The organism is Sphingomonas sp. jy18 (genome assembly GCF_056931895.1).
On the sequence record NZ_JBXPBT010000002.1, the window covers coordinates 58808 to 76397 of the forward strand.

Here is a 17590-nt window from a genome sequence, read left to right on the forward strand (position 1 = left end):
CGCTAACGCGTAATCTGGCTATTGCGGAGTCGGTAGAACCGACAAGCTGGATTTGTGCTCGGAGTGGTTTGCACTCCTCGCGGCTTGCGGCCTTCACCTGTGCTTGGCCGACTTTCCCCCACTAAGCAATTTGGTTGGTAGCAAATCGGTGGCGGAAAGGAGTCCGCTGCTATGGACAACGCAAAATCTCCGCCTGGATTGTTCGGTATCAACCTCACCCTTCACGGGATTTCTGCATCGCTTGGAGGCGTGTGGATCGCAGACCTCGTGTCATCATCCGGCGGAATGACGCCGCTCGCGTGGTTTGAAACCGGAGCATCGGTGCTCGCCATCGCGCTTGGCCTGAGCGGTTGCAGCTATATCGCGATGACGGACATTCCGGCGTTGCCGCAGCCGCAACGCGGCAAGGCGAAAGCTGCCTTTTTGGCAATGTATGGTGCAGTTGCACTTGTGCTCGGTGTTGCTGCTGCATCTGTGCTGGCCGCACCTGCCGGCGAGCGCGCGCATCAGGAACATGCGCTTCAAGAAATGAAAACTGAAACTGAATTGCATCGGCGTGCCGCCGCGCAAATTCAGAATCGCACGCCGTTGCTCAATGACTGCATAGCCAACGGCACGTCGATGGGCGGACAGGAAAGTGAAACCGGCGCGTTCTCCCGCGAAGGCGGCGATGTTGGCCGCGTGGCAATCACGCTCCAGAACATTGCGAGCGGATGTGAAATCGCGCGCGATTCCGTCTATGCAAATCGCGCATATTTGACGCGCCAATTCGCGCGCGCAGATCGAATCTTGATCGAGATGCGCCGCGCCATTGATTCCGATAAAGATCGGCGGACAAAAATGACCGACGTGCGCAAACACGCGGATGAATGGCAGCGCGTGCTGCGTGGCATCAAAGATGCGCTTGCCATCGAGACGATGCTCACCGCGTCGGAGGCGCTGAGCAAGGATTGGCACGCGGCTGGTCTGCCTGCGCCAGCTGCGAATGCGATTGCCCAGAATTTCGATGGCATCGCAGATGCACTCATCGAGGGTCTCGACGACATTGCAGCGCTCAAAGTGCAACCGCTTCCAGGTGTGCCGGTTGTCTCAAACGTCGCGCTGCTCGGGATGTATCCCGATGCGACGATGGGAGCGCTCGCCATCGGCGCGATCATCGAGCTGATCCCGCTTGGCGGGATCCTGCTCGGGTTCGCCATCATGGAACGCGGCAACGTCCCGCCGCGCGCACCGGCATCGCCCGCGAGGCCGGTCCGGATAGCCGCAAACGATGACGTGCCGCGCCCTAAGCGCCAATACAAGCGTCGCGCGCCGAAGGGCGGCGCGTAACCGTCCATGATTGGAAAAGAATGGCGCGAGGCGATGGGGACATCGCCTCGCGTTTTGGTGTCACCACCATGCGTAGTAGGCAATCGTGCGACCCTTCGCGAATTCCTCACGACATTTGCGGATGAATTCGAAATCGTCGTCGCGCTCCTCACCGGTCGTCGCGCCGAAGAAAAAGCCAGACGTATCAGGAAGGCGACTTTCGAGGATCGTGCGCTCAAGCTCATCGATATCCTCTGGCGTCAGCTCGACCGTGTTGACGTTGAAATCGTCATCGGTGCCGCCCTTCTCGTAATAGCGTCCAGCCATCCAGCCGTGTAGGTTTGGATGCTTGCGCCAGTAGTGAATGCGCGGTGTGCTATCGAGGTGCAAACCCTCGACGTCGAAATCGACGGGCGGACGATTACCGTCCTTTGGCATTGAGTGGGCATACATATCGAGTCCCATTTTCAGTCTCCTTTTGTGGAAGCCGCCCAACCATTTGAGCGGGTTCATGGAGACCTCGGTGCGCACGCCGGATCGCGCGCGCAGGCCCTAACACGGTCGGCGGTGTAGCCGCCGAGTGGTGCGGGCGGGGCTTGCGGGCACAAGCGAGACGGACGGGTGCAAGGTCGGAATAACCATCCCCGCGTGAATGTGTTGGATGCGGATTCGTTGGAGACGGATGGGTTTGACGATAGCTGACTGCCCCAGCGCGGCGGTGCTATCGGCTTGCCTCAGTTGATCATGCGCGAATGATGCGACGCTTCTCTGCGGTCACTGGCGCGCATTGGCCTTCACCGTTTTGGGCGACCTTCGAGATTTGGGCGTTCGCGATGATTGCGCAGCATGGCGGGTGATGAACCTGGCTATCCACTCCTCGGGATGCGCCACCACATAAGACCGGCGATTGTTCGAACCTGACCGATAGCGATGAAACAGGCGCAAGGCGTGCGACCGCGAGTCCGCACTAGCCTTCTCCACTTCGTTGCGATCACGGGTGATGCGTCGTCCATCCCTCTCGATCTCCAGCTCCTCCAACGCGGCCCATGGTGGGCGGCGCAAGAACCCAGAGGAGGTCGCCATGAACTTCAATTTCACCCGCAATGATCTTGCTGCAAAATCATCCCGCGAGCTTGTCCATTTGTTCAAGCTCGCGAGCCACGCGGTAGGCCAAGCGCCGCGCGCCGATGCACAGCATCAGGCTGCATCGGCGCTGATTGCGATGATCAAAGCTGAGCAAGCGAAACGCGGCCCTGCTCCATGATGGAGCGGGCCGCGTCTGGCGCAAACCCCGAAGGGGAGCGTTAGCTCCCCTTCTTCGCGTCCTTCTCTTCGTTGATGCGCATGACCACGCGACCGTTTACGGGGATGGCGTTGAGCACCAGGGTGAAGCCCTTGCCGTCCTTCGATGCCCATGCGACGCCGACATCGGTCCAGCGGGCATTGTCTCCGTCACCAGTGACATTGAAAAGACGGTGGCTCGGGCGGTTGGTGTTATTATCAGACATTGTAGGTCTCCTTGTTGTTCACGGGTCGGGACCATTCCCAACCGGCTTCATGGGGAGACTCGTGACCTGACGAGTGAGACGGCGATCAAAGGCCGAGCACGAATGAAATGATGGGCTCGCCTGCGGCGCGGAGCTGCACAAACGAAGTGCGGAAGCGAGCGGCCTTGATCGGCGGCGCGTCTGGTCAAAAACCCATGAATGATGACGGTGGGAATGGTTCATCTGCTCCCGCGTGAACCTAGCTGTGAGGAGACCTGTCTGATTGGTTTCAACCGCACTGGTCAACAATCTCTGGACAACAGTGATTGACTAGATTATTGACCGCGCCCGACGATGCAGGACCGGCTGGCATCGCGACGTAAATGATGGGGAGTCGGTTTTGAGCACGCGAACGATAGTGCTGACAGCGGTCGAGGACGACCAGATATTGCTCACGCATACGGTGCTTGAGTCAGACGGGCGGCGCTATCAGGTCGCCGAGATGGGTGATCCGCAAAAGATAGAGCGCAAGATCGACCCCACTTCCAAGGACATTGACGATCAGGGCGAACTCGACCTCCGTGCGCTCGGCGATGTGGTGGCGGACTATGTTGCTGCAACTAAGATCGCGCCGGATGCGGCGGCGGTAAGTTCATTCGGCAATGTCAGTTTGAAAACCCAGGTGATCACGCATGTGCCAAACGGGCGGCGGCGTGGACATGTGGTCACTTATGATTTTCCGGCCCTGATGCGTAGCGTCACGGGCAAGCGCGATCTGCCAGTGTATGTCGATAATGATGCGACTGCTGCGGCGCTTGGCGAGCAGGTGTGGGGAGTTGGAAAAGGTGTCGCGGATTTTGGCTATGTCTGGTTTGGGCGTGGTCTCAATGTCGGCCTAGTGCTGGCCAATGAAGCGTGGCGCGGTGAACAGCATCCCGAAGCGGGTCACGCTTACGGACGCATCCATGCTGATGATAGTCATCTCGGCAATTGCTCCATCCATCGCGACTGCTTCATAGGCCTCACATCGCATCGCTCAATTCTAGAGCGGCGTGAGACCGGTATCGACGATTTCAAAATCATGGAAATCATCAGTTTTTATCTCGCGCAAATCTGCGTGAATGTCGTTACCTCAGCGGCTCCGCAGAGGATTGCGATTGGCGGCTACGTTCTCCGGCAGAATGTCATTACGAACCTTGTGCCAGCGGTTCGCTCGAAGTTTCGCGATCTCTTGAAGCATTTCCCGCACTATGATGCGCTCGATTATCTGGAGAGCTTCATTCAGGAAGCGCAGACTGATCCGATGGCGAGCCTTCTCGGACTATTGGAGAATTCCAGACGGCGCATGTCGCTCGATCTGGCGCGGAGTTCATCATGAATATTCGCACTGAACTCCCTCAGCTAGCAGCCCTTCAACAATCGACGTCAATTGAAGCATATGAAAATCTTGCGTTTTATGATGATAATTGCTATAATTCTGACTTCCTTGAACATGAATATGGAGAGGTGGTTCGCAGTCTGATTTCAGGTTGCATTGAGAGAGGGCAATTGAATCGCAGGCAATTTCAAAATAGTTTTAGGCAGTTGATCGATAATTCTGACTTAGCGCCAGATGAGTGCATTGAGGTCGCGTTCGGTGTTTTGCGAGAACGGTTTTCCAATGCTGCCGTTGAAGCGCATAGCCTCGAAAGTGCTGTTGCGCCCCCTGATGTTGCTCCGGAGCTTTATGAGAATCGCAAGCGGCCTGAGTCGCCTATCGAATACTATGATCGCGTCTGGCGTAAGTATGCTGACGCGGGCGCGCTTTATCAGGATCAGCTTCGCAAGCTCGATCCCAAGCTGATTCCGGCCATTCACACCCACTGCTCGCGACACCAACTTGATCCGAAGGATCATTTGCCTCCGCCTCGTCACGAAAGAACCAAACGTCTTGCGGCGTCTGGCGACGTATCTGCAATTGCAAATCTCCATAACGCTGAGCGGCTTCGGGCCTGGCGGAGCAAGCATGGGGCCTCGCCTGTGTAGCTATTGATATTTCTTTTATTGACAAGTTAGCTCAGATCGATGATTTGTCGGTCCTGAGGTGGCCACCTCCTGTCGAGCCTCCCGCGTAGCGGGTGGCGCTAGTCGAGCCGCGAATGCGGCGGAAGGGAGGTGTGCGATGTCCGATTTCTTGAACATTGAAGAACTGCGGCAGCTGGCCGCTAACGATAACACACCAAGTCAAACGCTGGTGGTGCCTGACCTGCATCATTTCCATTCGGTATCGGTGATGTGGCGCATGGCGATGGTTTTGAGCGCGTTGCCCTATTCGCGCAGGGCGATGCCGGATTTCATGGCCGCCGTGCTCTATTCGGACGTGCGACTCGTCACCGAGAGCGGTAAGGTCTGGCGGGTGCCGGAAATCGACTGGCATCTGGCCAAGGGTGATGCGGGGTGCTGGTTCTCGGAGATGCGCAAGAAAGCGGCCAATCCGCCAAAGCAGCGGCCCCACGTCAATGTTTTGCCGAGGATGCGTCTCGTCTATCTTGCGATAGCTCACCGGCATCCTGCGCTCGCTGCAATGATTTTGAAGTAGCCGCTGACGCCGCAGACTTCCCACCACTATAATTGGCAAACTCAGTCACGCTCCGAGCATCAACACGATGATCGGAGCGTTGTCATGCATACAAACCTTATTCCCGTTGCAGCCAATGGATCGGACGGCTGCCTCAATCACCCTGCATGTCGTCATTGGATCTGGAATTACGGATGGCCGCGCTGTGAGGCGTGCCCTTCCGGCGCATCCAATGACAATGATTTGCGCTTCGATGATCGGCGCATCGATGTGCCGCCGCCAGCGTTCCTTGCCGAATGCCGGACGCGCTTTGCGATGTCACTCGCCTATGCAGCGCTGCATTCGCGGCCCGATGCGAAGCGCCTCGGAGACTTCGTCGGACGAGTGATCGATCAGAGCGATGCGGTCGTCATCGATCACGACGGCATCGCGTTCGATTTCTCGCGCATGGACATTGCTGAGATGTTCTCTGATGCGAACTGGAATGATCGCTTCATCCGAGCAAAGCTGATCTGCATGTGGCGAGATGAATCGCCGATCATCGCGGCACGCATCAAGCTTTTGTGGATCGCCCTTTCGCTTGTCGATCCTCCGGCCGCGATTGACGTGCTGAACTGAGACTTCCCCCCAATCGCAAGCGCGATTTGTGTTGCCTGTCCTCCATCGCAATCCCGCGATGGAGGACAATTCATGTCTGATGTTCAATACAAGCTCGACTATGACGATGGCGCTGCGCGCCAAGTCGGAACGGAAGTGGTTCATGCGGCTGCGCCGCGCGTTGAATCAAAACAGCGCAAGCGCAAATTTCGCATTCCGGCTGCGCTGAATACGGCGATCACAGTGATCGTCGTTGGCGGCCTTTTCTTCGCCGCCGTTCGCTTCGCGCCTGAAGGCTGGAGGCCGCAAGATTTTTCGGGCGAATACATCGGCGATGTTGCCGGTCAGGTAAAAGAGAATGAAGGCGCGGTTGATGCCGAAGTGCAGGCCTATGTGAATGGACTGCGCGCGGCTTATGAGCAGCGCAATGCGCAATATGGGCGCATCATTGAAGGCTATCTCGAAGCCTACAAGGCAGCGGTCGCTGTCAACCAGATGCAGCTCGATTCCGCAAACCGCCTTCGCGGTGCGTATGTCGAGCGGCAGATGGGACAATCAGCTCAGGCAAGCGGAACGAATGTCGGCATTGCCAACATGGCCGAGCTGGTTGGCAATGTGCAGAACTGGCTCGAACCTGGGTCGGGTGACACTGTTCTTGCGGAAGCGGAACGTCAGCGCGGCATTGCCAGCGGTCGCCTCGAAGATGCGGCACTCGCAAGCGCCAATGTCGATCTCACTGGCTATGTGAATGCACTGCCGAGTGAAGATGCATTGCGGCAGCGCATCGATGCTCTGCCGCCCATCGATCTGCCGCCCCCGCCGCGCTTCATGCGGGAGGAGCGATGATGCGACAGGGCGGAAGTTTTCTGAACTGGATGGAGCGCGGCTTCGCGCTCCATCGTGGTTGGAGCGAAGCAGACAACGCGCGTCGATCACGCGAGCGAGCTGAAGAGCTAGAAGATGCGATGGCAACTGCGGAGCCGTCCGGCGCATTTGGCGACGGACGGCTTGGCAATTTGGAGGACTGCAAAAAGGCAGGGCTGCTGAACAGCACCGGCCTCTTCCTCGGAGCCTTCGGCGCATTCGGTCACTTCATCTTTCACAATGGTGAGGAGTCACTCCTCACCTACAATCGCGCTGGTGGTGGCAAGGGGACAACTCTGATCCAGCCCAACCTCGCGCATTCGAATGATCGAACGCTGGTCGTAGTGGATGCTAAAGACGGTGAGCTAGCATTTTCCAGCGCAGCGCATCGTCGCGATACGCTCGGCACTGACGTCATCTACCTCAATCCCTATGGCCTTCATGGCTATCCCAACACGAATGTGAATCCGCTCTTTCGGCTGATCGAAATTGTCGAAGCTGATGGCTCGCCGGATGGCGAAGCCGAAGCGATCTTCGAGATCGTCATGCCTGCGCCCGTGCGTGATGGTGACAACGCGTGGGTGCGCAAAGGTGCAATCCAGCTCTGCTCGCTGCGTGCTGAATATCTCGCGCAAGAAAAGCGCGAGCAATGCACGCTGCCGGACGTGTGGAAATTCCTGCACGGCGATGACGAGCATTTCGCGATGGAGTTTTCGATGATGGCGACATCGCCAATCGAATCCATCGCACGCCGCGCACAAGCCTTCGCATCGATGCGCGTGAATGCGGAAAAGCAGTGGGAGGCCATTCGCAGCGAAGCTGCATCGGCTCTCTCGGCATTCGAGCTTGGAAAGTCGCTCGGCAATGCGTGCGCCTCACACGATATCGATCTGACACGCGCCAAGCGCGAGAAGATGACGATCTATATCATCCTTCCTGCCAATCGCATCGATGTCGCGAAAGCGTGGGTCTCGATGTTGATTGCGATGATGACGGAAGTGATCGCAGCGGCGCGCGGGCCGGTGCGCACAACATTCATTGTTGATGAGTTCGCAAACCTGCCGCGCGTGCCCAGCATCTTGCGCTCGCTGCGGCTCTATCGGGGCCTCGGCGTGAGCTACTGGTTCTTCGCACAAGGTCGGAACTCGCTCACGTCGCAATGGTCGAAGGAGCAAGTCAAAGACATCGAGGATCAGGTCGGCATCATCACCATGAAATCGGTGTGGGAGCCGGACCTCCTCAAAGACATCGAGCTATGGTCGGGTACGAAAACCATCTTGCAGGGTGGCGTCAGTCACAATGGCGGCGTGATCCAAACGGCGAATGCCAATCTCTCAGAGACGAAGCGGCCTGTCCTGCAAGCGGGCGATGTGATCGCACTTGGCCCCACGCGCCAGGTCATCCGTGTGGCATCCATGCCGCATCTGCTGATCAGCGATGCGGTTCCCTATTTCACCGTTGATCCGTGGCGAACACAAGTGCGCGACGTGCGCGAGCTGCACAAAGGAATTTCAGGATGAACGAGAACTCCACTCTCACATCGCGGTTCAACAACGAAGGCCAATTGAGCCTTCGGGAATGGCGTATCCATGGCCGCGTTGCTGAGGCCATCACTCGCTTAGATGCACGGTTCGTCCTTTGCGAACCTGCACTGACGCAAGCTCGCTATCGCGACCTGCTGACAAAGCAAGGGCACCCGCATGAACTGACTCCACCCTTTGCAAAGAACAATCCTGAACAGCGCATGCGAGCCGCAGCCAAGCAACTGGTGCGCTACGATCATCTCAAACGGGTCAACAAAATCCGCAAGGTTGGCGAGCGCATGATCGGCAAGGATCGCGGGCTGGAACGATAGAAACCGCAGAATTCTGCGGAAAAGCTTGTAATTTTTGTTCAATTCATGCTATGATTATATTATAATGTGGTCGCAAACTGAGCGTGTCCTACGCGAGTTTCCCCCACGTTGTTCTGACTAGAAAAGCAGAATTCCCATCAGGCCGCTCGCCATCGAGCGTGCGCGATGGTGATTGTGATGAACGAGATTGTCGGAATTACAACTGAGGAACTCGACCGGTATCGCGCGATTGTCGCGACTATCGAAGGAATGACGGACGCCGAGAAAGACGAGGCGATCCAAGTCGTTGACAGCATCATGGCAGCGTTTGCCGCTGCCGATTGGGGTCTCGATCCCACTGAGCTTGCTCTCGAAAAAGGAGCTTCGGACTCTTCACAAAATGGGCGTGAAGATGGTAAGATGAAAGCTCTTGGCAACGCCATGCTTGTTGACCTCAGTCATGAGGGCGCGATCACAAAACATAACAAACCGGAAATTGCGCCATGACAGACATGAATTCAAAGAAAGCCGTTATCTATTGCCGCGTATCATCTGCGCAGCAGACGATCAGGACTGACGGCCTATCCTCACAAGAACAGCGCTGCCGCAGCTATTGCGAGCACAAGGGCTATGAGGTCGTCGAAGTATTCAAAGACGATATGTCGGGAAGTTTGGTCAAGCGTCCAGGTATGGATGCGATGATCAAATTCTTGCGCTCCACGCGCAAGCATTCTCACGTCGTCGTGATCGACGATATCTCGCGCCTTGCGCGCGGCATCGAAGCGCATTTGCAGCTACGTGCAGATATCGGCGCAACTGGCGCATCGCTGGAATCTCCGTCAATCGAGTTTGGCGAAGATTCAGACAGCAAGCTGGTCGAGAACCTCCTCGCCTGTGTCAGTCAGCACGCGCGGCAGAAGAATGCAGAGCAAACGCTCAACCGCATGACAGCACGTGTCCAGCAAGGCTTCTGGGTGTTCCAGGCGGTTTGGGGCTACCGGTATGCGCGCCATTCCAGCGGCGGCAAAGTGCTCGTCCATAATGAACCGCTCGCCTCGGTGCTTCGTGAAGCACTCGAAGGATTTGCGAGTGGTCGGTTTGCATCGCAAGCAGAAGTGATGCGCTTCCTTGAAGCGCAGCCATCCGTTCCGAAAATGGCGAATGGCTCGGTATCGAATGAACGTGTGAAGCAGATTCTCACGAACCCGATCTATGCGGGGATCGTGCATGTTCCATCGTGGAATGTCGCACCGCGCCTCGGCAAACACGAGCCGCTGATCTCCATCGAGACGTTCAATGAGATTCAGGATCGTTTGAAGGGCAAGGCACGCGGTGCCGTCCGCGCCGATGTGAGCGCGGACTTTCCCCTTCGCGGTCATATCTGCTGCCCGTCATGCGGCCATCCTCTGACAGCGAATTACAGCAAGGGCAGACTGGGCGCGGCCTATCCCTATTACCTCTGCCGCCAGCGCGCCTGCGATCTTCGCGGCAAGTCGTATGCACGGGAGAAAGTGGAAGGCGCTTTCGAAGCGCTTCTTCGTTCCGTCACTCCAGCGAAAGAGCTGGTCGATCTGGCTGCTGCTGCGTTCCGGAATCACTGGAACAAGCAGGCGATGAATGCCGATCAATCGCGCAAGGCGATTGAGAAGGAACTCGCTGAAATCGAGCGCAAGGTGAAGCAGTTGCTTGATCGGATCGTCGAGGCCGAAAGCCCGACGGTGATCAGCGCATACGAGAATCGTATCGCTGAATTGGAAAGCACGAAGCTGCTTTTGAAGGACAAAATGGCTCGCGCGGCGCAGCCGAAGAGGGACTTTGACGAAAGCTTTCGAAACGCTCTGGCGTTCCTCGCAAGTCCTTGGAATCTTTGGAATAATGGGTCGCTTGCGGAGAAGAAGATGGCCCTCAGGCTCACCTTTCCGAAGCATTTGGTCTATGACCCAAAAGGAGTCGTTCGAAACACCGAATTATCCATTCCATTCAAGATGTTATTCGATCTGAACAACCCAAAAATGGAAATGGCGCACCCAAGAGGATTCGAACCTCTGGCCTTTGCCTTCGGAGGGCAACGCTCTATCCAGCTGAGCTATGGGTGCGTGGGCGTGGCCCTAGCAAAGCCCGGTGCCAGCGCAAAGCCCTTTTGCTGGCGCGCGGTCGCGGGGCGGCGATGCGGGCGTGACAATCGGGGCGCGATGTGGCAGCAACCGCGCTGTCTCGGGTGACAGTTGATCGTTGTGCAGCTTCATGCGGGGTATTTTCGTGGACCGGAAAAACCAGTTGCTTGTGGCGGGACTGCTGGCCGTGCTTGGCCTTGTCTTCCTGCTTGTCGGCCCGGGCAGGGCTTGGGGCGAACAGATGTTCGTGACGGCGCCGCCTTCAGCCGGGCCGGATGGCGTGGCGGCCGCCCGCGCCGAGCCGATGCCTCCGCCGCCAGCGCCGGAGGCTGCAGAGGGGCGCACTGCTGCAGAGGCCCCGGTCAGCGATCATGATCCGATGCTCGATGATCCCATTGCCGGCCCACCGCCGCCGCGCGACCTGGCGCGCGCCCGGCAGGCCGCTGCTGCTGCCGAGGAGCGCGCGCGGGCGCTTTCCAAATATGCGGATGCAGCGCCGGCAGAGCAGGGCGACGGAGGCTATTGACGCGCAGGCACTGGCGGAACGGGGGTAGCGGCGCTACATGCGCGGCATGAGCCGTACCGTCACCGTCGCCGCGCTGCAACTCGCCCTGGGCGGCAGCGAAACGGACAATATCGCCGCCGTCTCCGCCCTGGTGCGCGAGGCCGCCGGGCGTGGTGCCAGCGTCATCCTGCCGCCCGAATTGTTCGAAGGCCCCTATTTCTGCAAGCTGGAGCTGGAGGAGGAATTTGCCCGCGCGCGACCGCTGGCGAGCCACCCCAGCGTGGTTGCGATGCGGGCGCTGGCGGCCGAACTGGGCGTTGCCATCCCCACCAGCTTCTTCGAGCGGGAAGGGCCGCATCATTACAACAGCCTGGCGATGATCGGACCGGACGGGGCGGTGCAGGGGGTCTATCGCAAGAGCCACATCCCCGATGGCCCGGGCTATGAAGAGAAATATTATTTCCGCCCCGGCAACAGCGGGTTCCAGGTGTGGCCGCAGCCTGACGCGACGCTGGGCGTCGGCATCTGCTGGGACCAATGGTATCCCGAATGCGCGCGGGTGATGGCGCTGATGGGCGCGGAACTGCTGTTCTATCCCACCGCCATCGGCAGCGAGCCCGAGGAGCTGGCGCTCGACACGCGGCGGCTGTGGCGGCGCGCGATGATCGGCCATGCGGTGTGCAATGTCATGCCGGTGATCGCCGCCAACCGCATCGGCGACGAGGACGGGCAGCGCTTCTATGGCACCAGCTTCATCTGCGACGAATGGGGCGATGTGCTCGCCGAGCTCGGCGATGACGAGGAAGGGGTGATCGTCGCCACGCTCGATCTCGATCGCGCGCGCAAGAACCGGGCAGGCATGGGCTTTTTCCGCGATCGCCGGCCGGAACTATATGGCAGGATAGCGCAGGATATCTGACCGCTCCCGCGTCGGCCGGTCAGGCCGCGGGGAATGGCGGGCGCGTTACTGCTCGGGCGCACCCGCGAGGGCATGGGCGGTCTTGTCGGCGCGCTGGTTATTGCCGTCGGTCACCACCTTCAGCGCAGGCACCATGGCAATGGCGATGAGCGCGGCCATCAAGGCATATTCGATGGCGCTGGCGCCTTCGCGTGCCGTGAACAGCCGGGTCAGGATGGATTTGAGGTGCGGCATGATGTGGTCCGCACCCGCTCTGCCGGTCAAATATGACCAAAGTCTTTACGCAGGCGGCATGAGCGCGGTCGAACGAAATTTCCGATAAGTGGCGGGGCGGCGTGCGGCCTTGCACTTCGCCGCGACCGGCGCGATATGCCCCCCATGCTCGCTCCCCCCAAATCCGCTGTCGAGACCGGCGTTACCGGAGTCGGTAAGCCCCTGGCCCTTGCGCGCTGGCTGTTTGCCGTGGCGGCGCTGGTTGTGCTGATGGTCATCGTCGGCGGCATCACCCGTCTGACCGAATCGGGTCTGTCGATCACCGAATGGAAGCCGATCTCTGGCGCGCTGCCGCCGCTGACGGACGCGGACTGGGCACGCGAGTTCGATCTGTACCGGCGTACGACCGAATATCAGCTGGTCAATCGCGGCATGAGCATGGCCGATTTCCAGTTCATCTATTTCTGGGAATGGGCCCACCGTCTGCTGGGGCGGGTGATCGGTCTGGCGTTCGCCGTGCCGCTGCTGTGGTTCGCGGTGAAGCGCATGATTCCTGCTGGCTATATGCCGCGGCTGGTGACCCTGCTGGCGCTGGGCGGGCTGCAGGGGCTGATCGGGTGGTGGATGGTCAAGTCCGGCCTTTCCGGCCGTACCGACGTGTCGCATTACCGCCTTGCCGTGCACCTCAACATGGCGCTGCTGATTCTGGGCACGCTGGTGTGGACCGCGCGCGACATGATCACGCTGCATCGCGGCGCCGGGCTGCAGCCCGCACCGCTGCGGCGCGGCGTCTTTGTGGCGATGCTGCTGCTGGCCGTGCAGCTGATATGGGGCGCCTTCACCGCCGGTCTGGACGCGGGCTTCGCTTTCTCGAGCTGGCCGCTGATGGGCGATGAATTCTTCCCCGCCGCGACGCCGATGCTCGCGCCGTGGACGCTCAACCTGGTCGACAACCCGGTCGTGGTGCAATTCTTCCACCGCTGGTGGGCCTTTGTCGCGGCGGGTGCGATGCTGTGGCTGGGCATTCAGGCGATGCGCGCCGGGGCGAAGCGGGCGGGCATTGCCTTGCATCTGCTGGTGACGGTGCAGATCCTGCTCGGCATCTCGACCTTGCTGAGCGGTGTCGAGCTGTGGATCGCAGTTGCGCACCAAGGTGTCGGCGCGCTGCTGGTGGCGACCGCCGCATGGTGCGGCCATGCAGCGAGCAGCACCGCGCCGCGACCCGCCTGAGAGGATCGCCTCGCGGCTGCCTGCCCCGTTTTGCATTGGCCCGCAGTGCCGATCTTGTCCAAGCGCGGCCTGCCGTCAGGCGCCGTTGATGCTTTGCATCGCCATCGGCACCGGCGGGCGCGCGGGCTACCGAGCGGCTCGACTGTTTCCCGGTAAGGTGGACCAGGCCAGCCGCTACAGCGCTCCTTCGCTCGCCCGGGCGGCGACCGCCTCGTACAGCGTTCCGCCCCAGCCGGCGCTGTCGCCGCCGAACATCAGCTCGGGCGGCACGATTTCCGGACCCTCGCCGGGCGGCAGCGGCGGGGTGAAATAGCCGAGCGCATAACTGCCCATTGCATAGCCGAGCAGGCTGCGCAGCTCGGGGCTGAAGTCCCGCGCTATATCGGGCGGGCAGGACAGATACTGGTTTTCTTCCTGCCGCAGCCAGCCGAGGCAATAGGTGAGGTTGAGGCCCATGCGGTCCCCGCCCGACCGGTTGGCGCCGCCGGCGTGGATCACCGAACCCGAATAGACCAGCACCGATCCTGCCGCCATTTCGGCGTAGGCGATCTCATGCGGCGCGGCCTTGCGCTCCGGGTCCCAGCGGTGAGACCCCGGCACCACCTGCGTCGCGCCATTGGCCTCGACAAAGTCGGTGACCGCCCAGATGGTGTTGAGCTGCGGTTCGATGTCGTGGCGCAGGAAGCCGCCCCATGCCAGCCGGTCGCGGTGCAGCGGCTGCGCGCCCTGGCCGTCGCGGATGCGGATCAACTGCGTCAGGTGCAACTGATAGCGGTCGCAGAACGGCAGCAGAAAGCGGTCGCACGCGGCGAGCAGGCGCGGGTCCATGATCAGCTCGCGGCACGCGGCGGACCGCGCCGCCAGCGCGCCGGTGCGGGTGGTGCGCTGGCCGGTGAAATCGTCGAGGCCGTAGGGGGTGACCTCGACATAGGGCATGATCTCCCCGATCAGCCGGGCGCGCAGGCCCGGGGCCATGGCATCGTCGATGATCAGCGCGCCGTCTGCCTCCAGCGTGGCTATGATGGCGTCGGTCGAGGCGTCAGGCGGCAGATGGGTCAACTGGGGCATGGGGACTCTCTCCTTGCAGCGGTGCGGGGTGTAACAGCGGGGCGATCAGCCGCGTCAGCAGCGCGCGCTGCCGTTCGGGCGGCCACAGATGCGGTTCGAGGCTGACCCGGGCGCCGATGCCGTCGATCGCAGCGATGATCGCCGCCGCAGCCTCGCTGTCGCCGCCCAGACGCTCGGCCAATGCCGCCTCTATCTCGGCATAATAAGCCTGATGCACCCGGGCGAGCGCGGGCACGAACGCCGCGCGGCCCCAGAAGGCGAGCCACACCCGCCATTCCTTGGCCGATTGCGCGGTAGAGGGCAGGGCATCGGCGAGCTGCTCCAGCGGCGGACGCGCGTCGATATCGTCCAGCGCCTCCATCAGCCGGCGGCGCACTTCCTCGAGCGCGGCCAGCAGCACCTCGTCCTTGTCCTCGAAATAATGGGTCAGCGCACCGGTGGTGACGCCGGCGCGGCGGGCGATGCGCGCCAGCTTGGCACCCTCCAGCCCGTCCGCCGCGATCGATTCGATTGCGGCATCGGCAATGGTGCGGCGGCGCTCCTCTGGGTCGATTCGTTTTGGCATAACGGTGATTATATAAAAAACTTTCGCCGATGCAACAGGCTAGGGTGCGAGACGGGACCAAGCGGCGCAAAGGACTGCGCAGGTGGACTGCCGTTCGCCAGCCTCGCTTCGTCGCATGCGCATTGATAGGGTGTCATATAAGAATAATACGCACCGCCTACAGATGTAGTCGAATTGAGGGGATGGAGAGATGCAAATGGCCACGACACCGGCAGGCCGTGCGCTGCTGGCAGCAGCGGCATCGATTGCGATGGCGCCCGCCGTGCAGGCGCAGGATTCGGTTGCGCCAGCGCCCACGCCGGCGGCTTCGACCGAGGTGGGCACGGCCGCCGATGGGCGGCTGCTCTATCCGGCAGGCTATTTTGCGCAATATGCGCCGACCACCGCGCTCGACATCGTGCAGCGCATCCCCGGCTTCAGCCTCGATTCCGGTGACGCCGACGTGCGTGGCTTCGGTGGTGCGGCGGGCAATCTGGTGATCAACGGGGCACGGCCCAGCGCCAAGTCGGATTCGCTGCAGACCATCCTCAGCCGCATTCCGGCCAACCGGGTGCTTCGCGTCGAGGTTGGCTCGGGCGATCTGTTCGGTGCCGAATATACCGGACGCCCGCGAGTCGCCAACATTGTGCTTACCGATACCGGAGGGCTGTCCGGCACGGTCGAGGCGCGCCTTGCACGCGACTATACCGCCAGCCTGAGCCCGCAGGGCAGTGTATCGGCGCTGCTGCGACGCGGCCGATCAACCTTCAATGCGTCGATCGGTTATCAGAATGAGGATTTTCTGGAGGAAGGCACCGATACGTTGCGGGCGCTGCCATCGGCCGCGATCACCGAGCTGCGCATCAAGGAAAACGACATTCGCGACCAGGAATGGTTCGCCACGGCGAGCTGGGCGTTCGATGGCGGCGAGAACCGCAGTGCCAATTTCAACAGCCGAATCGAGCGCAACCGCTTTTCGTTGCGCCAGACCAACGACGTCCGCCCGGCGGCCGGGCCGCGCCGCGATGATCGTCTGTCCGAACGCTTTCGCAATCTGCAGTGGGAAGTGGGCGGCGATGTCACCCGCCCCTTCGCTGGCGGCGGAATCAAGCTGATCGGCCTGTATCGCACCGGCAGCGGCACCGAATATTCCGACCAGTATAATATCGTCGCCGATACCGTGCTCGGCGGCTTCATCCAGAGCGTCGATTCGCGCCGGGACGAGGCTGTGACCCGGCTGGTCTGGAGCCGGCCGACCCGCAGCGGGTGGACATTGGAAGCGGGGGTCGAGGGGGCCTTCAACCGGTTGGACAGCACGGTCGATCTGTTCAGCGTGACAGGCGACGGCACGACCGTGCCGATCGATCTGCCGGTCGATGAAGCGGTGGTCAGCGAATATCGCGCAGAGCCCTTTATCAACGCCGGGCGCAGTCTTGCGGCCAACCTGCGGATGGACCTGGGACTTACCTATGAATTGTCCCGCCTGACCGTGACCGGCGATGCCGATGCCGAGCGGACCTTGCGCTTCATCAAGCCCAAAGCGTCGTTCGACTGGCGCCCCGGTGGCGGCTGGCGGCTGCAGGCATCGCTGACCCGGACGGTGGCGCAGCTCGACTTCGGCGATTTCATCGGCGCGGCGGAACTGGCCAATGACCGGGTCGATGGTGGCAATCCCGATCTGCGTCCGCAGCGCGTATGGGAGTACCGCCTGACGATCGAACGATCGGTGCTGGGCGACGGGCGTATTCAGGCGCTGCTCGGCTATGATGAGGTGACCCAGTTGCAGGACCGCGTACCCGTGGAGGGTGGCGGCGACGCGCCCGGCAATCTCGGGACCGGACGGCGCTATTTCGTCAGCGGTACGCTCGATATTCCGCTTGGCGCGCTTGGCATTCGCGGCGGGCGGCTCACGGCTTCGGGAACATGGCGCGATACCTCGGTGCGTGATCCGTACACCGGGCAGGACAGATTCTTTTCCGGCACCTCACGCTGGTATGCCGAAGGCGGATTCCGCCAGGACCTGGGCAGCTTTGCCTGGGGCTTCAACCTCTATGGGCAGCCGCGCGCATCGGTTTTCCGCCGCAACGAGATCGACAGTTTCGATGGCGGCGATCCGTTCGTCACCGCCTTTGCCGAATATCGCGCCAGCCCCAAGACCACGGTGACGCTCACCGTCGAGAATCTGACCGATGTACGCGGAACCCGCCACCGCCTGTTCTTCGCCGGAGACCGGGGGGCAGGCGCGCCCGTCGCCGTCGAGGACCGCGAGCGCAACCGGCATGCCACCATCTACCTGTCGTTGCGCCACAGCTTCGGGTGATCCGGCCTTAGCCTCTTCGGACGACGCTTG

21 protein-coding genes, 1 tRNA gene and 1 pseudogene are annotated in these 17590 nt (G+C 60.8%); 15 read left to right on the forward strand and 8 right to left on the reverse strand.

Annotated features, from left to right (window positions below):
- Window positions 1–171 precede the first annotated feature (171 nt).
- Window positions 172–1329: a hypothetical protein gene (locus tag AC0QC4_RS05395; protein ID WP_483658713.1), complete on the forward strand. Its 1158-nt coding sequence runs from the start codon at window positions 172–174 to the stop codon at window positions 1327–1329.
- A gap of 60 nt (window positions 1330–1389) precedes the next feature.
- Here AC0QC4_RS05395 and AC0QC4_RS05400 read toward each other — a convergent pair whose 3' ends face one another.
- Window positions 1390–1773, reverse strand: a complete 384-nt coding sequence (locus AC0QC4_RS05400) for a hypothetical protein (protein WP_483658714.1) — start codon at window positions 1771–1773, stop codon at window positions 1390–1392.
- 309 nt (window positions 1774–2082) lie between these two features.
- Window positions 2083–2391, reverse strand: a complete 309-nt coding sequence (locus AC0QC4_RS05405; protein ID WP_483658715.1) for a hypothetical protein — start codon at window positions 2389–2391, stop codon at window positions 2083–2085.
- Here AC0QC4_RS05405 and AC0QC4_RS05410 point away from each other — a divergent pair.
- On the forward strand, window positions 2390–2572 hold the full coding sequence (locus tag AC0QC4_RS05410; RefSeq protein ID WP_483658716.1) for a hypothetical protein: 183 nt from the start codon (window positions 2390–2392) through the stop codon (window positions 2570–2572). The genes AC0QC4_RS05405 and AC0QC4_RS05410 overlap by 2 nt on opposite strands.
- Before the next feature lie 40 nt (window positions 2573–2612).
- Here AC0QC4_RS05410 and AC0QC4_RS05415 read toward each other — a convergent pair whose 3' ends face one another.
- The gene (locus AC0QC4_RS05415) at window positions 2613–2816 is read right to left on the reverse strand and encodes a hypothetical protein (RefSeq protein ID WP_483658717.1); all 204 of its coding nucleotides are present in this window, start codon (window positions 2814–2816) and stop codon (window positions 2613–2615) included.
- A 397-nt stretch (window positions 2817–3213) separates the two neighbouring features.
- Between AC0QC4_RS05415 and AC0QC4_RS05420 the strand changes: the two genes are divergently transcribed.
- The 9 genes and pseudogenes from AC0QC4_RS05420 to AC0QC4_RS05460 all read left to right on the forward strand — a co-directional run.
- Entirely contained in the window at window positions 3214–4173 is a 960-nt protein-coding gene (locus AC0QC4_RS05420; protein ID WP_483658718.1) for an ROK family protein, read from the forward strand.
- The gene (locus tag AC0QC4_RS05425) at window positions 4170–4820 is read left to right on the forward strand and encodes a hypothetical protein (protein WP_483658719.1); all 651 of its coding nucleotides are present in this window, start codon (window positions 4170–4172) and stop codon (window positions 4818–4820) included. The genes AC0QC4_RS05420 and AC0QC4_RS05425 overlap by 4 nt, the downstream gene beginning before the upstream one ends.
- Window positions 4821–4956: 136 nt before the next feature.
- Entirely contained in the window at window positions 4957–5373 is a 417-nt protein-coding gene (locus AC0QC4_RS05430; RefSeq protein WP_483658720.1) for a hypothetical protein, read from the forward strand.
- Between the two features lie 84 nt (window positions 5374–5457).
- Window positions 5458–5970 (forward strand): hypothetical protein, encoded by a 513-nt coding sequence (locus AC0QC4_RS05435; RefSeq protein ID WP_483658721.1) that lies wholly within the window; start codon window positions 5458–5460, stop codon window positions 5968–5970.
- Between the two features lie 72 nt (window positions 5971–6042).
- Window positions 6043–6795: a hypothetical protein gene (locus AC0QC4_RS05440; RefSeq protein WP_483658722.1), complete on the forward strand. Its 753-nt coding sequence runs from the start codon at window positions 6043–6045 to the stop codon at window positions 6793–6795.
- A complete protein-coding gene (locus tag AC0QC4_RS05445) occupies window positions 6792–8333 on the forward strand; it encodes a type IV secretory system conjugative DNA transfer family protein (protein ID WP_483658723.1) in 1542 nt (513 codons plus the stop codon). Before AC0QC4_RS05440 ends, AC0QC4_RS05445 begins: the two co-directional genes overlap by 4 nt.
- The gene (locus AC0QC4_RS05450; protein ID WP_483658724.1) at window positions 8330–8668 is read left to right on the forward strand and encodes a hypothetical protein; all 339 of its coding nucleotides are present in this window, start codon (window positions 8330–8332) and stop codon (window positions 8666–8668) included. Before AC0QC4_RS05445 ends, AC0QC4_RS05450 begins: the two co-directional genes overlap by 4 nt.
- A 177-nt stretch (window positions 8669–8845) precedes the next feature.
- Entirely contained in the window at window positions 8846–9154 is a 309-nt protein-coding gene (locus AC0QC4_RS05455) for a hypothetical protein (protein WP_483658725.1), read from the forward strand.
- 5 nt (window positions 9155–9159) lie between these two features.
- Window positions 9160–10125: pseudogene (locus AC0QC4_RS05460) on the forward strand (recombinase family protein); the annotation flags it as partial.
- On the opposite strand, the gene AC0QC4_RS05465 reads toward AC0QC4_RS05460, so the two are convergent.
- Together AC0QC4_RS05465 and AC0QC4_RS05470 are read right to left on the reverse strand one after the other, a co-directional pair.
- Window positions 10039–10575, reverse strand: coding sequence for a hypothetical protein (locus tag AC0QC4_RS05465; protein WP_483658726.1), 537 nt, complete (start codon window positions 10573–10575; stop codon window positions 10039–10041). The pseudogene AC0QC4_RS05460 and the gene AC0QC4_RS05465 overlap by 87 nt on opposite strands.
- A 91-nt stretch (window positions 10576–10666) precedes the next feature.
- Window positions 10667–10743, reverse strand: a tRNA-Arg gene (locus AC0QC4_RS05470).
- A gap of 163 nt (window positions 10744–10906) precedes the next feature.
- On the opposite strand from AC0QC4_RS05470, the gene AC0QC4_RS05475 reads away from it, so the two are divergent.
- Both AC0QC4_RS05475 and aguB read left to right on the forward strand, forming a co-directional pair.
- The gene (locus AC0QC4_RS05475) at window positions 10907–11287 is read left to right on the forward strand and encodes a hypothetical protein (protein ID WP_483658727.1); all 381 of its coding nucleotides are present in this window, start codon (window positions 10907–10909) and stop codon (window positions 11285–11287) included.
- Between the two features lie 46 nt (window positions 11288–11333).
- On the forward strand, window positions 11334–12185 hold the full coding sequence (aguB, locus tag AC0QC4_RS05480) for an N-carbamoylputrescine amidase (RefSeq protein WP_483658728.1): 852 nt from the start codon (window positions 11334–11336) through the stop codon (window positions 12183–12185).
- A gap of 45 nt (window positions 12186–12230) precedes the next feature.
- Here aguB and AC0QC4_RS05485 read toward each other — a convergent pair whose 3' ends face one another.
- Window positions 12231–12419, reverse strand: coding sequence for a Flp family type IVb pilin (locus AC0QC4_RS05485; protein ID WP_483658729.1), 189 nt, complete (start codon window positions 12417–12419; stop codon window positions 12231–12233).
- 144 nt (window positions 12420–12563) lie between these two features.
- On the opposite strand from AC0QC4_RS05485, the gene AC0QC4_RS05490 reads away from it, so the two are divergent.
- A complete protein-coding gene (locus tag AC0QC4_RS05490) occupies window positions 12564–13628 on the forward strand; it encodes a COX15/CtaA family protein (RefSeq protein WP_483658730.1) in 1065 nt (354 codons plus the stop codon).
- A gap of 174 nt (window positions 13629–13802) precedes the next feature.
- Here the strand turns inward: AC0QC4_RS05490 and AC0QC4_RS05495 are convergent, their stop codons facing one another.
- On the reverse strand, window positions 13803–14696 hold the full coding sequence (locus tag AC0QC4_RS05495; protein WP_483658731.1) for a phytanoyl-CoA dioxygenase family protein: 894 nt from the start codon (window positions 14694–14696) through the stop codon (window positions 13803–13805).
- Window positions 14668–15261, reverse strand: coding sequence for a TetR/AcrR family transcriptional regulator (locus AC0QC4_RS05500; RefSeq protein ID WP_483658732.1), 594 nt, complete (start codon window positions 15259–15261; stop codon window positions 14668–14670). The genes AC0QC4_RS05495 and AC0QC4_RS05500 overlap by 29 nt, the downstream gene beginning before the upstream one ends.
- 196 nt (window positions 15262–15457) lie before the next feature.
- On the opposite strand from AC0QC4_RS05500, the gene AC0QC4_RS05505 reads away from it, so the two are divergent.
- A complete protein-coding gene (locus tag AC0QC4_RS05505) occupies window positions 15458–17560 on the forward strand; it encodes a TonB-dependent receptor domain-containing protein (RefSeq protein ID WP_483658733.1) in 2103 nt (700 codons plus the stop codon).
- Window positions 17561–17590: the final 30 nt, after the last annotated feature.

Bases quoted from the DNA above. Each gene is read 5' to 3' on its own strand.
- AC0QC4_RS05395 (WP_483658713.1), top strand. From the start codon at position 172: ATGGACAACGCAAAATCTCCGCCTGGATTGTTCGGTATCAACCTCACC.
- AC0QC4_RS05400 (WP_483658714.1), bottom strand. From the start codon at position 1,773: ATGGGACTCGATATGTATGCCCACTCAATGCCAAAGGACGGTAATCGT.
- AC0QC4_RS05410 (WP_483658716.1), top strand. From the start codon at position 2,390: ATGAACTTCAATTTCACCCGCAATGATCTTGCTGCAAAATCATCCCGC.
- AC0QC4_RS05405 (WP_483658715.1), bottom strand. From the start codon at position 2,391: ATGGCGACCTCCTCTGGGTTCTTGCGCCGCCCACCATGGGCCGCGTTG.
- AC0QC4_RS05415 (WP_483658717.1), bottom strand. From the start codon at position 2,816: ATGTCTGATAATAACACCAACCGCCCGAGCCACCGTCTTTTCAATGTC.
- AC0QC4_RS05425 (WP_483658719.1), top strand. From the start codon at position 4,170: ATGAATATTCGCACTGAACTCCCTCAGCTAGCAGCCCTTCAACAATCG.
- AC0QC4_RS05430 (WP_483658720.1), top strand. From the start codon at position 4,957: ATGTCCGATTTCTTGAACATTGAAGAACTGCGGCAGCTGGCCGCTAAC.
- AC0QC4_RS05435 (WP_483658721.1), top strand. From the start codon at position 5,458: ATGCATACAAACCTTATTCCCGTTGCAGCCAATGGATCGGACGGCTGC.
- AC0QC4_RS05440 (WP_483658722.1), top strand. From the start codon at position 6,043: ATGTCTGATGTTCAATACAAGCTCGACTATGACGATGGCGCTGCGCGC.
- AC0QC4_RS05445 (WP_483658723.1), top strand. From the start codon at position 6,792: ATGATGCGACAGGGCGGAAGTTTTCTGAACTGGATGGAGCGCGGCTTC.
- AC0QC4_RS05450 (WP_483658724.1), top strand. From the start codon at position 8,330: ATGAACGAGAACTCCACTCTCACATCGCGGTTCAACAACGAAGGCCAA.
- AC0QC4_RS05455 (WP_483658725.1), top strand. From the start codon at position 8,846: ATGAACGAGATTGTCGGAATTACAACTGAGGAACTCGACCGGTATCGC.
- AC0QC4_RS05465 (WP_483658726.1), bottom strand. From the start codon at position 10,575: ATGCTTCGGAAAGGTGAGCCTGAGGGCCATCTTCTTCTCCGCAAGCGA.
- aguB (WP_483658728.1), top strand. From the start codon at position 11,334: ATGAGCCGTACCGTCACCGTCGCCGCGCTGCAACTCGCCCTGGGCGGC.
- AC0QC4_RS05485 (WP_483658729.1), bottom strand. From the start codon at position 12,419: ATGCCGCACCTCAAATCCATCCTGACCCGGCTGTTCACGGCACGCGAA.
- AC0QC4_RS05490 (WP_483658730.1), top strand. From the start codon at position 12,564: ATGCTCGCTCCCCCCAAATCCGCTGTCGAGACCGGCGTTACCGGAGTC.
- AC0QC4_RS05495 (WP_483658731.1), bottom strand. From the start codon at position 14,696: ATGCCCCAGTTGACCCATCTGCCGCCTGACGCCTCGACCGACGCCATC.
- AC0QC4_RS05500 (WP_483658732.1), bottom strand. From the start codon at position 15,261: ATGCCAAAACGAATCGACCCAGAGGAGCGCCGCCGCACCATTGCCGAT.
- AC0QC4_RS05505 (WP_483658733.1), top strand. From the start codon at position 15,458: ATGGCCACGACACCGGCAGGCCGTGCGCTGCTGGCAGCAGCGGCATCG.